Origin of the sequence: Victivallis lenta (assembly GCF_009695545.1) — a bacterium.
GTDB classification, from domain to species: domain Bacteria; phylum Verrucomicrobiota; class Lentisphaeria; order Victivallales; family Victivallaceae; genus Victivallis; species Victivallis lenta.
This window is the reverse complement of the sequence record NZ_VUNS01000001.1, coordinates 435,022-448,298: the sequence shown is the minus strand read 5'-3', so window position 1 is coordinate 448,298 and position 13,277 is coordinate 435,022. Positions and strand designations below refer to the sequence as shown.

General features: G+C 62.9%; 6 protein-coding genes. All 6 read right to left on the bottom strand.

The annotated features are described in order from the left end of the window. Window positions 1-233 precede the first annotated feature (233 nt). A complete protein-coding gene (locus tag FYJ85_RS01780; protein WP_154416800.1) occupies window positions 234-5,012 on the bottom strand; it encodes a glycoside hydrolase family 2 protein in 4,779 nt (1,592 codons plus the stop codon). Then, window positions 5,009-5,689, bottom strand: coding sequence for a DUF1559 family PulG-like putative transporter (locus tag FYJ85_RS22900; protein ID WP_158703946.1), 681 nt, complete (start codon window positions 5,687-5,689; stop codon window positions 5,009-5,011). The genes FYJ85_RS01780 and FYJ85_RS22900 overlap by 4 nt, the downstream gene beginning before the upstream one ends. Window positions 5,690-5,704: 15 nt before the next feature. Then, a complete protein-coding gene (locus FYJ85_RS01770; protein WP_154416799.1) occupies window positions 5,705-6,730 on the bottom strand; it encodes a LacI family DNA-binding transcriptional regulator in 1,026 nt (341 codons plus the stop codon). 206 nt (window positions 6,731-6,936) lie between these two features. Next, entirely contained in the window at window positions 6,937-9,180 is a 2,244-nt protein-coding gene (locus tag FYJ85_RS01765; RefSeq protein WP_154416798.1) for an alpha-N-acetylglucosaminidase, read from the bottom strand. After that, entirely contained in the window at window positions 9,158-12,466 is a 3,309-nt protein-coding gene (locus FYJ85_RS01760) for a cellulase family glycosylhydrolase (RefSeq protein ID WP_206212923.1), read from the bottom strand. The genes FYJ85_RS01765 and FYJ85_RS01760 overlap by 23 nt, the downstream gene beginning before the upstream one ends. A 14-nt stretch (window positions 12,467-12,480) precedes the next feature. After that, window positions 12,481-13,206: a prepilin-type N-terminal cleavage/methylation domain-containing protein gene (locus tag FYJ85_RS22895; RefSeq protein WP_206212922.1), complete on the bottom strand. Its 726-nt coding sequence runs from the start codon at window positions 13,204-13,206 to the stop codon at window positions 12,481-12,483. Window positions 13,207-13,277: the final 71 nt, after the last annotated feature.

Below are 13,277 nucleotides of genomic sequence, written 5' to 3'. Positions count from 1 at the left end.
CCCGATTGCCTGAGAATAAAATAATGTTGATTTTATTTTAATATATGTCAATAAAATGTGAATTCAAGGCTGGTTTTGTGATAAATATGAAATAATGATGCGCACCGGACAAATAACCGGCATTGCCGTGGTGAAAAGGTGCTGCAATCGGGAGCGGAATAAAAGCAAAGCCGGCATTTTCGTTCGAAAGGCCGATGGGCAGGTCGGGCGGGGCGCGAACCGGTGCGCTGCGCTTACCAGCGGTGATAGCGGTGCGGATGGTCGGCGTTCCGGAAATCCGTGTCCTGATAATCAGTGTGATATAAACCGACGATATCGTTTTGCAACGGAATCCGGAATGTCTTTGCCGAACTGGTGAAGCCGCCGTCTCCAAAGTTGTCGAAGATGCGTACGGCGATCACGTTGCGTCCCGCCTTCACCAAGTGCCCCGGAACCGTGTAACTGCGGAATGCCCGGTAATCGCCGGTTCGCCCGACGAGTTTGCCGTTGAAGAAAGTGTCGTCTCCGTCGTCAATGACGCCGAGATCGAGCTTCAGCGGTTTTCCGGCAAGCTCCGGAGGAAGATGAATTTCACGCCGGAATACGGCTTCGCCGTTCCGGTCTCCCCATTCAGGGTCGTTCCATGCCTGCCGCTGCCAGATGAACGGCAGATCCGCAAGCGGCCATGACGAGTCATCGAATTCCGGCTTGACCGCCTCCTTCGCTTCTGCGGAAAATCCCGGATCCTTCAGCGGTGCGGGGGCCTTGTTCATCGGAACAAGGAGTTTGCCGTGCCAGCGGTCGGCGAAATCGATTCGCGTCGGAACGGACGGTGTTTCGGAAGGAAAGAGTTTATCCGTTTCAAACACTCCGCCCAGATTGGCAAGCAGCTGATTCAGCGCCCGGGTCTGCCGCCAGCGCGTGAACCGCCAGTAGGGATGCTTCACCGTATTGAGCCGTTCCGGGTCGAGCAGCGAAAGGATGATGCTGCCGCCGGGAAGGGCGATCCGTCCGAGCTGCCCATCCGCGCCGATTTCGAGTCCCGGGACCGGTTTCAGCAGTTCGGCATCAAGCGGAGAGCGCCAGCGCAGGTCGCTGGCCGACATTCCCGCCGCTTCCGGCCAGGAGGGCGGATTCAGAGAGCCGCGGAACTCCTGCTTCTTCTGCAGGTCGAGGCCGAAAAGCCTGATTGCCGGCTCCGGGCCGAGCACGGCAACCTTCGCGCCGCGCTTCACGGCCGTTTCGAGTTCGGAACGAGTTGTCCGGGCTCCCGCCCCGACGAGGATGAGGTCGGCATCGCCGGGAATTGTGTCGGCCTTCCTGAATACAAGCCCGAAGGAGTTCAGCTGTTTCTGCCCGTCCGTACTGCCGAGATAGACGGTGCGGCAACTGCGCGGGATGAATTTTCGGTTTCTCGCGTAGCCGATCAGGTTGTCGAACAGCCGCATTGCCGCCGGATCGGCGAGATTGTCCTCAAAGTCGAGCTGGCAGACAATCACTCCGCCCTTTCCGCGGGCAAGTTCCATAAGCGGCGTGTACTGGAGATCGAAGTCGCTCTCCAGCAGCGGCGTCCAGCCGCCGTGATGCGGCTTTTCGATGGTGCGGCTTGCAACCGAACCGCGGTTGCCCCAGTGCCAGCCCCATTCAAGCTGTTTGAGGGTGGTTGTTTTCGGGTATGCTTCGATGAGCGTGCCGGAGCCGCGCCAGTCGCGCAGATCCTCACGATCCAGCCCCGCAATGACAGGCGATGTGTCGTCGACCGGAAATACCTGCCGCTGGACAAAACGGCCGTAACGGAACTCGTCACCATAGCTTCGGTGCGCCATGACGAGCAGCGTTCCGCCGTCTGCGACGAATTTTCCGAAGTTCGGCGGAAGGGACCGGCCGTCAGCAAGACAGTCACGGCCAATCACCAGCAGTGCAGGAGGTGCGGGAGGGGTTTTCGCCGCCTGTACACGGTAACCTGCCGAGATCAGAAATTTTGTCGTATCGCCTTTGGGGTCCCATACGGAAATCTCCGGTTCCGCCGGTTTCGGGCGTGGCGGGAAAATGCGCAGCTTGAACATATCGCTATGGGTGTTCCCGCTGATTCGGGCGGAGAGCCGGAGCTCCGCATCGCGTTTTTTCCCGGTCGCCGGCAATTTGAATTCCACCGGCAGCAGCAGCTTGCCCGCCGCATCGATGATTCCGGTTCCCCGCCGCATCGCCAGTTCTTCTCCGTCGCAGACCAGCCGCAGCTCATAGCTGTAATCGGCTGCCTGCCGCAGATCGTTGAGAAGAACGACTTGTTTGCGGAGCGTTTCTCCGCCGTAGAAGCTGTGACTTTTTTCGGTGAAGTCCGCCCGGTCGCCGGGAATTTTCGCCCCGCCGAGCCATGCGAGTGTTGCGGAATTGACTTCTGTGAGTGCTTTCCCCGCGACATTCGGCACCGCGGCCTCCGGCCCGATGCAGTAGCGTTCTTCGCGCGTCAGGTAAGGGCGGTAGAAACCGCGGCGCCCGGGCCGGAAGGGCGGGGATTTTACGGTCGCTGTGGATTTCTGCAGCAGCGATTTGTCAAGACGGCCGAGGTCGTAACCGTCTTTGATCATCCACGGAATCATGCCGCCGCTGCATCCCGCCGTGCGCCAGCTGCGGAACACCTGCCGGTTCATCCGGGCGAAGAGATCAAGCGCAAGCTTGTCGGGCACGAACGCATCGGTGCTGCGGTAAAGCTGGCCTCCGATGAATGCATTGCGGTTGTCGCAAGCGGCCTGCATCGACTCCTTCTCATATGCTTCCCGGCCGTAGAATGCCGCAAGATGTTCGGTCATCTGCCGTTCGGTCTTGTTCGTGAAACGATAGGCCGAACGGCCGCGCCGGAAATCGAAACCGCCGATGAAGCCGAACTCCACGGCGAGATAGGGGCGGGTTCCGAACTGCACGTAATCAGAGAGCCACTCTTCCTGTTCCTGAAGCGGAATCATGCTCAGATAGTTGTTGGCAGTGTAGACATCGCCGATTTGTCCGGCGTGGGAGAATTTCGGTCGGGTCGGGTCGAGTTTGCGCAGGATTTCAGAGACGCGCCGCCCGGCCGGGAGCGCGTTCGTGATTCCGATGCCGTCCGCGAAGAATTTTTCCGGCTGCCCGATATAGTGCGGATCCTGGTCGTTGATCCCGTTGAAGGAGTTGACCGAGTGGACCCACATCAGGATCGCCGGGTTGTTGCGGTATTTGCGCAGCTTGGCTTTGACCCGCTCCTGCCACTCGGCGGCGCCTTTCGCGTCGGAGAGGAAGGTCAGGCGCATGGAGCGCATCGACGGCAGATCGGCGATCACGGGCCAGCCGGTTTCGGCGGCATAGTCGAGGCAGGCGCGTTCGGGATAGACGAGCTTGCCGGGGAAATCCTCCTGCGGCCAGACTTCGTGGATGTTGAAGCCGGCCTTCCGCCAGCCTTCGATCGCCCCCTGCATCCCTTCGAGCGTGAAAGTCGGGCTGGACCAGCCGGAGAGCACCATCGGGCGCAGGTTGAACTTCCGCCCGTTCAGGAAGAACTCCCGCCCCTCGATGTGAAATTCGCGGAACCCGAACCGTTCGAGAACTGTTTCGGTCCGGCCGTTTCCGGTCAGTGCAAGCTCAAGGTTATAGAGGTTCGGACGGTCGAGATCCCAGAGCTCCGGGTCGGCCCAGGGGCAGTCGAGCCGAACGACGGCTTCTCCGGCCGGATCGGGCATCAGGCGAACGGTATGCGCCGGAAAGCGCTTTGCTTCGGAGCCGTCCGGCTTCAGGACGCGGGCGGTGATCGTCCAGTCGGCCGCCTTGTCCAGCTCCGCAAACTCAATTTCGAGCTTCAGTTTTTTTTCGCGTACCGAAGGCTGAATAAAGACTCCCCGATAGCCGCCGCCCGCCGGACGGCTTCGGAGCACAACATCCCCGGTCAGTCCCTTGCCCTCAAGCTTGACCTGCTTTTTGTAGAACTGATCGGCGGCGGCGCCTTCGATTTCAAGGATTTCCGTAACGTCGGACACAGCCGGCACCCGGACGGTCAACTGCGAGCGTTCGCCCGGTTTTGCGGCGGCGGAAATATCGACCGCGCCGCCCGGATGTTGCACTCTGCCGCAAAGGACGCCGTCGAGCCAGACCTCGGCAACAGTGCCGACTCGTTCGAATTCGAGTTCGATCTGCCGTCCCTGCCAGTCCGCCGGAATATCGAGCGGACGGCGGAACCAGGCGGCGGCGGCGTTTTCCGGTGCTCTTTTCCAGAGCGGACCGCCGCCGTATGCGGCGAGGCCGGGGACACGGCTGTTGACATTCCAGATGCCGGGAACATTTGCAAACCCCCACCCCTTGGGGGCCGGATTGTCGCGGTTCAGTGCCGGATCAATCGGCTGGAAGCGCCAGAGCCCGTTCAGGACGATCTCGCCGCGGTCACTGCCGTACGGGACAACCGGCTCTTTGCCCCAGTCGACCGTGCGGCCGGCCGGCGCCGGGGCGTCAACCGCTTCGCCGGGAGCGGCAAGTACCTCGAGTACCGGCCTGGTGACGCGTGCGGTTGCTGCTGCGGAATTGATTCGGAACTGTACGGCAAGCTGCGCGGTTCCGGGCGGCAGCGCGAAGACACACGAGTATTCATGAAGACCGGACCCCTTTCCGGGAAGATTGTCCAATCCGAGCGTACCGAGAATTTTCCGGTCCGCACCGAAGAACATGATGCTCGGAACCACGCCGAAGCGGGCGTTTCCGACCGGTTCGATGCGGTCGATGTCGATTCTGCAGCTGAAGCGGAGTGTTCCCCAACCGGCGGCGGGCCGCAGGAACTGCTCCACGCGCATCTGCGGCGCATCGGGCGACGTGACGAGTTCGAGCGCGCCGCCTGTCTGCCGGAGGGAGACGCCGCCGGTCGATTTCCAGTACGGCACCCGGCCCGGCACTTCGGCGCCCGGTGCGTCGAAGCCGTGATTTTTCAGCAGGTTGATTTCGGCGGCGGCGGCGAAGCACAGCAGCATGGCTGCCAGGAAAGCCGCCGGTTTCCCGGGTTGAGTGCAGCGTTTCTTCATCTGATGTAAGTCGCCCAGCGTCTTTTGTTCTCGTCGTTGTTCAAATTGAAGTCGAGCTCGCCGCCGCGCATTCCTTCTGCGTGACCGTCGAAGAACACCACATTGGCGCCGGCTCCGGTCGGATGGCGATAGCCGATCTCCATATTGTTGGAGTCCTCCATTTTCGTCAGGTAGTTGGAGGGACGGCTCGTATAGGGGTTGACCCACCAGTCGATCGCATCGACGATCATGAGCTTCTGCGATGGAGTCGCGACCCGTGACATGACGTACGACTCCTTCGTCTTGTCGCTCGTCACGCGGCGAACCCGGACGAACCGGTCGTCGATCAGGTGACCGCAGCTGTTGATACCATACGACTTGTTGAGCTTGTTGTTCCCATTGAGACGGGCATGGGATTTCGGGCAGACCATTCCGGCGGCATATTCGTCTTTTTCGATGCCGTTCAACAGTTTCGTGAATGATTCGATCTTATGCCAGTCGATGATCTGAATGATCCCTTTGCCGGCGTCGGTGTACATGTTCATCGCAAGGCCGATCTGCTTGAGGTTGCCGAGGCAGGAGCTTTTCATCGCACTCTCGCGCGCCTGCTGAAGCGCCGGCAGCAGCATGGCGGCGAGAATCGCGATGATGGCGATTACGACAAGAAGTTCGATTAAGGTGAATTTGCTTCTGTTCATTATTCTTCTCCGGCTTTATGGTTCCGTCTGGACGGCATTTTTCATGACGGGCGTGCTGCAGGAATCGCGGACGACGAGTTCGGGATGAATTACGGCGGGGGGAACTTCCTGCTGTTCCCTCCCGATCATGGAGAGCAGCACTCGCGCGGTGTGCACGGCGATCCGCGGGGCGAAAATGTCCACGCTGGTGAGACGCGGATAGAGCGTTGCGGCCAGCGGACTGTTGTCGAATCCGATCACGCTGAGCTCTTCCGGCAGCCGCCGGCAGTGATCGTGCGCCCACTGGAACACGCCGGAGGCGGTCAGGTCGTTCCCGGCGAAGATGGCGGTCGGCGGTTCCGGGAGGGTGAACAGAGAGGCTGTTCCGGCGTACCCGCTGGCATTGTCTCCCGCGCCGGGAAAGATCAGTGCCGGATCGAGGAGCCCTTTCCGGATCATGTATTCCCGATAGGCGGTTTCGCGCGGGTCCGCATCGCCGCAACAGAGTTTCACGACGGAGATAAGCCCGATGCGCCTGTGGCCGAGCCCGGTCAGGTAATCGAGCGCCTGCATGACGCCGCGCCCGTAATCGACGATGATCGGAGAATGCTTATGGCGCCGGTAGGTCAGTACGGGCGTATCGGCTGCTGCGGCGAGAACCTCCTCATTCGTAAGCTGTGGGAGCATGTTGATGATCGCATCGACCATGCCGTTCGAAATCCGGCTGATGAGTTTGCAGCCTTCCTGAACCTCCCTCGATTCACAGAGGCAGAGAGTAATCGAATATCCCGATTTTCCAAGCTCGCGCGACAGTTCATTCAGCAATGTGACCGTGTTCGGATTCTCGAGCTCGTTGACCACAACCCCGATCAGCCCGGTGGAGCGCGTCGTCAGCACCTTTGCCGCAAAATTCGGCTTATACCCCAGCTCGGCAATGGCGGCGTTGAGCCGCCGCGACAGTTCCGGGCTGACTCGCCGCCGCCCCGAGAGAGCATGAGAAACCGCGCTCTTGGAGACTTTCAGGTAATCTGCGACATCCTGTATCGTGGCTCTTTTCGACAATTTCCATTCCTTGTGTCAACCGGTTGACGTTGTGTTTGACAATATTATACCAAACAAGAACCGCAATGTCAAGAGTTGTTATGAAATAATCGGAAAAGTTTGCCGTTTTGCCGTTATGATCATGGAAATGGGCAGCTTTCCCGACAGCCTGGCGGGGGTGGCTCCGCCGGGGAGCGAAGCCGCCTTTCAGCAGGAGCGAACCGGCGTTACAGCAGCACTGCGCCGTCGCCGGCAAAACCGGCCGGTACGTCGGCGGGCCGGCGGCTGCCGGTTTTCCGCCGCGCGGCGACGGGATAGTCGGCAAGCCGGGGTGCGTATTTTTCGAACATCCTGCGCGCCGCGGCAAGCTCGTCCGGACAGGGTTCCGGAGGGCGATCCGGGGAAATCTGCCGGACGTACGCCTGTTCGAACCGGTGGAGCTCCCGGTAAAAGGCGTTGGCTTTCAGGGCAATCCGCCCTTCGACGCGCGGCAGCTTCGCTTCGCCGCAGCTTCTGCCCGCCTGGAGTTCCCCGGTGACGTAATCGAAGAACATCGCCCAGCGCACGCCGTAATAGTCGCGCAGCAGCCCGTGCCACTCCCGGCAGCAGTAATCGAAGAGCGGTTCCGGCGAATCCACCGGTCCCCACAGCGTCACGAGCAGCCGTGCGTTCCATTCGTAATACGCCTTCTCCGCCGGGCCGGTTCCCCACCGCCGCGCGTCGGCGATCCAGCGGTCGAGCCGGAATTCCGGCCGGCTGCCCAGCAGGGCGTCGCAGTCGTTCAACAGTTCCAGAAAGCGGTCGGCGGCGCGGCGGAACTCCCCGGCATTGCGCTCTTCGTATGCGGTGCGGCATCTCCGGTGCAGCTGCATCCCGAAGGCGGAGAGCGCCTGGCGCCCGAGGTCGATCACGTCGAACCGGTAGCCGTCCGAGCCGCCCAGAGCCGGGGCGGCCTCGAGCAGCTTCTCCCAGGCCGGGAAAAAGTGCAGCGGCACGTCGTTCGGATTGAAGCCGGCCCAGGCGTTGGCCCGGTCGGGCCGCAGCGCCGGGCGTGCGGCAAAGATCGGGTCCCCGCGCCGTTCCGTGTAGACGTCCCGGAGCAGGAAGCGCCAGGCCTGAACTGCCGCGGCGGATTCGCGGCCGTAGCGCCGTCGGAGATATCCCCGCACCCATTGCTCCAGATCAAGCTCGCCGCCGCAGAGGGCGGAGTCGAAAACCAGTTCGAACAGCACCGGATTATTGCCGATGCTTTCGGGGAACGCCCCCGCGCCGGCCAGATTCGGGAACCGCCGGCGCTGTTCGGCGATTTCCCGCGGAATCGCCGCCAGGTCGCCGCCGATCTCCGTCTGGCCGCCGAAGCTGTGGATCGTCCCCCAGACGACCGGCCTGCCGTCGAGTCCGCCGGTCGCCTTCAGCCGCTCCTTGCCGATGTCCAGCAGCAGCAGGCGTCCGGCGGGGATGTTCCGGATGATCTCCGGCCGTTCACTCCACGCCTGCATGACCCAGACCGCCTCCGGATCGGCGGCCAGCAGCGCCGCGGAGACGCAGCGGCCGCAGGCGGCGAGATGGTCCGGCGAACAGCGGTCGAGCCTCTGTTCGTGGAAAAGGTCGATGCTGTAATAGTGGTCGGTGCCGAAGGCGCCGGTCAGCTCCCGCAGGAAAACGGCGTTGACCTCGGCGAACATCGGGTCGGCCGGATCGATCGTTACGACCGGGGCGAAGCCGCACCACCCTTCACTGCGGATGAAGCGGCACCGGGGATAAAGCCGGGCGAACGCCTCCGGCACGTGTCCGCTGAAACCGGGCAGGATCGGTTTCATCCCCCAGGCCCGCTCCCGTTCGAGGATGCGTCGGCCGAGCGCGAGATGCGAAGTGATCCACGGCGACGGCAGCGGCCCGGCGTGGCTGTCCAGATTGTTCATATACTGCCACGGCAGGAAAGCCGGGCCGGAGAGGAAGGCGAGAATCTCCTCCCGGCTCAAACCGAAGTGCAGGAGCGTGCGCAGGTAAATAGCCTCGATCCCGGTGACGGCCAGCGGCATGTTGATGCCGTTCAGCGCCATGAAGTCGATCTCGCGTTCCCAGCGCGGCCACTCCCACCAGACCATCGAGTAGCCGAAGGTGCAGTAATTCAGGCAGGGCCGCAGCGGCAGCGGAAACTCCCGGCGGACCTCGGTGCTGACCGGGGGCGGCTCAGGAGGGAGCACCAGCCGGTCGCCGCACCAGGAGAGGTGGACTCCGGCGCGCTCCCTCAGGTAATAATTCAGCCCGGCGGCCAGCGAAACGGGCGTGTTTCCCGAAATCCGGATGCGTCCGCCGGGGGCATCGGCGAGCTGGAAGCCGTCCTTTTCTTCCGGGCGGAGTTCCGCGGTGATCCGGTTCCGGTATGCGGGGCAGAGCCGTTCGATCAAGTGGCTGAATACGTCGGGGGCGCGCCTGGCGGGCGCCTCAGAAAATCCGTTCGATTTCATAGCAGAGCACCGCCTCTTCCGTGATTGAGTTGTCGAGTGTGAAATGCCAGCGGCCCGCCTTTTCCGACACGGGCAGCTCCGCCGTGCGGCGCCCGGCCATGTCCAGAGCCCGGACTTTGACGGCCTTCTCCGCACCGCGCCGCAGCGCCGCGCCGATCCGGCCCCGGCGCAGCAGGAGCGGCAGGGTGCCGTAATCCTCGAGAACCGTGTTTTCCGAGTCGCGGAACGTGATGCCGCTGTTCATCACGTCCGTGAGCTGAAAGAGCAGGAGTTTTCCGGATTCGGCCAGGGGTTCCATCCCGGCCGAAGTCAGCACGCAGCTGGTGAAGGTGTCCGGCGCGGCGAGTTCGAGCAGCTCCCCTTTGCCGGCCTGTCCGGCCGGAAGCACGAACCCTTCGGTGCGGGGAGTCACGACCCGCAGCGTTCCGCTGGCCGAGTCGAGCGTGATTTCCCCCGTGTCGCTGCGGTAGACGCCGTTCCGAGGCAGTGTGATTGCTCCGGCGGCGGCCAGGCCGGCGAGCAGTTTGTCATCGACCGCCACGACCGTTTTCACGCCCGCCGCCTTTCCGGCCGGGGCGGTGACGACCGCCGGCCCTTCGAGTCCGGCGAAGGTTTGTCCGCGCGAGGCGTCGAGCGAGCCGATCCCGGTCAGCAGCCCGGCGCGGGTGTAGTCAGCCGGATAAACCGCGTAGCCCGGAAAATCGTCGGAGGTGAACAGAAACGGGACGCTTCTCCGGGCGGGCTGCACGTCGAATCTCCGGAACATCAGCGCTCCGATGCGGTCCGCGAACAGATTGACCGGGTCGCGGACCGAGTCGAACATCGTGCATGCGGCTGGTTCGAACATCGCCGTGTTGAAGTGGGAGTAGGCGAACCGGTAGATGCCGCTCCAGTTCTGGAATCCGGCATAGGCGCCGAGCAGCAGCCCTCCTTCGCCGCGCTGGTGGTTCGGGAAGCAGTAGTCCGTTTCGGTGATCATGTAGGGTTTCCCGAGAATCCGGCAGGCCATGCCGAGACGGGGCACCGCCGCTTCGCGCCGGACGGCGCTCTCCTGCGTGTAATAGTGCGGCAGGCTCCACGGTTTTTCGATGAAGACCGGGTGTTCCCAGTAACCGTGGAAATCGGTGTAATCGAGCGTGGCGCGTTCCGGCGTCTGGCTCATCGACTCTCCGTTGTTGTTGTCCGAAAGCAGCGCCCGGACGCCGAGCTCGTCGCGCAGGAAGCCCGAAAGCCGGTCGTAGGTCTGCTGCTGAAGGTCGAGCAGGAAGCGCCGGAACTCCGGGGAGTCGTCGAAGGCCGCCGGCACGGCGATGCCCTTTCCGGCGCACCAGTCGGCGAACGCCCTGCGGTAGAGCGCCGGCAGCTGCGGATGCTCCTTCCACGGGGCCGGCAGCAGGTTTTCGTTGACCACGCAGATCGAGAAGATCGCCGGCTCCCGGCGGTATTCGTTTCCGGTATACGGATTGCGGTGCGTCAGGAGCTTCCGGGCGAACGCCTTGAAGTTTTCCCGGACGCTCGGCACCAGCGGCAGGGCGGCGCGAAAATCGTGCAGGCTGCGGATTTCGATGTCCGGCACATCCTCCCGGGCCGGTATGCGCGTGGTGTAGAGGTCGATGGTCACATAGATGCCGGCCTCCTTCAGCCTGGCGATCAGGTAGTCGAGCCGGTCGAGCCGTTCCGCGTCGAACTCCAGCCGGTTCTGCGCCCGTTCGGTCAGCATCATGTCGTAGTGGTGAATCCGCACGCTGTTGAAGCCGAGCCGGGCCAGCCGCACCGCCAGAAGGTCCGACTGCGCATGCGTGAGCTCGTGGGCGGACCAGCAGAGATTGACGCCGTAGAACCGGACCGGTTCGCCTGGGCGTTCCGCGAACTCGAAATGGTCCCCCGCGGCGACGACCCGGCCGAATTTTCCGGCCGGAACATGGTTCAGAAACGAAAAGTCCAGCGCGGAATCCTTCTCCACCTCGAACTGCTGTTCGAACGGCCGGAACTCCTTCCCCGCCGTGATTTTCCGGCGGATCTGCGGACGCAGGGCGGGCACTTCGCCGCCGATCGAAATGCCGGCGACCATCCAGACCGCGCTGCCGGCCGGCGTCAGCTTCAGCGATTCGACCGTTCTGGCCGGATCGAGGGCGAAGCCGGAGAGATAGAGGGTCGTCTCCGACTGCGGATTGCGTCCGCGCCATGCGATCAGCGCGTTGTCGGCGCGCACGCGGCTCCACCAGTTGCAGACGTCGCGGTTGGATTTGACCTCCAGCCGTTCGGCGGTGCCGTCGGTGTAGGCGACTTCGACGGTGGCGACCGTGCGGACGTCTTCGGGAGCCCAGCTCAGAGCATGCAGGAAGTACAGCCGTTCGCCGCGCCTGCCGATTCCGTCGATCCGGGCGGATTTGAGCAGATATTCGCGGTCGGGGCCCGAGAACACCATACAGCTTTTTCCGCCGTTCCGCCCGGGGTCCAGGAGTTCGAACGGGACGTCGAAGAAAACCTGCCGCCCGGGCGTTAGGTCCCGGACGTCGTTTTCCCCCTGATCGGTCCAGCCTCCCTTGCCGTCTCCCGCGGTTTCGTCGCGCCATGCCATATTGGCCGCCCGGCTGATGTCCACCGGGAATATCTCCGCTTTGTCTGCCGGCCGCAGGGTGACGCCGGTTTCGATTCCGTCGAAGCGCAGCTCCCAGCTGAACGCCGTTTCCGCTCCCGGTTCCGGTGTGCCGAGGAGCCGCAGCGAATAGAAATTCCCGCCGTAATTGCGTTCATCCTGAAGATAACCGGTGAGTTTTCCCGAAATGACCAGCTCGCCTTCCGGCAGCGGGATTGCGATCCGTTCCGCACGGAGTTCGGGATAGGCGGCCGCCGGGGAAACGGCATCGAGCGTGACGGGCCGCCCGTCCGCCTTCAGCGTCTTTCCGCCGAATTCCGCGACCGGCAGTTCGAGAATCAACGCGGCGGAGCGGCAGGGCATTCCCGGCTTTCCGCGCAGGGCGGCCCGGTATTTCAGGGCGCCGGGCAGCAGCTCGACTCTCTCCGTCAGGCGGAGCTCCCCCGCATCGTGGAAGAGCCGCAAGGTTCCTTCCAGCTCAAAGAGTTCCGGCTGCTCCAGCGGATATCCGGGCGCCGGGAACACCGTTCCGCGCTCCTGCCCGGTCATGCGCCATTCGCCGTCGAACCATGCCAGCCGGAGCCGCAGGGGGCCGCAGAGGATTTCGCCGTCCGGCGTGATCCGGGGGGCCGCCCATGCCGCGCAGGCGGTGCAGACGGCGAGAAACAGAATCAGGAATCGTCTCATTTTACTCCCCTCGCTCAGTTGACCCGCATGACCAGATTCGCGTCGAAGTAGTGGTGGAACCCCGCTTCGATCGCCTGCCCGCCGGAGGCTGCCGCCGCGTGTCCGTCGCTGTATACGATGTTTCCCCGGCCGCCGTGCCGGGCGGTAAACAGGTTGTCGGAGTCCCATGAGCGCATGACATACCACGGCGAACCGCCCTCCCGCCACTTGGAGAAGGAGTCGGCGGCCAGCGGCAGCATTTTGCCGCCTTTCAGCGTGACGAAATTATAATCGTTTTCCCCGATCCTGACCCGGCGCATCGCGTTCAGGTATTCCTCCGCCGTGAAATCGTCGGGGTGGCTGGTTCCGTAGGTGGACTGGAACCAGACCCATTTCTCCGGCGTCGCATAGTTCCAGAGCCGGTCGTTCTCCGACATGCCGCCGACCGGGCAGACCGCCGTTTTGATCGTCCCCAGATAGGGGCAGCCCGGAGCCTGTTCCGCCGGCGCGATCAGCGGAAAACCCAGAAGGGGAGTCGCAAAGGTGCGGTTGTCCGAGGAGTTCAGGAAAATCTGCGACCGGTTGTCCGACGCATACATCTGCATGGCCAGCGCCGTCTGCTTCTGGTTGCTCAGGCAGGTGGAGGCCCGGGCCGTCTCCCGCGCCCGGGTCAGGGCGGGCAGCAGCATCGAAGCCAGGATTGCGATGATCGCGATTACGACCAGCAGTTCGATCAGGGTGAATTTACTTCGCTTTCTCATGCTTTCGGTTCTCCTTGTGGCTGAAAAAATGAAACGTTTGGTTTCCGGTTCTTATCCGTTGCGGTCCGGGA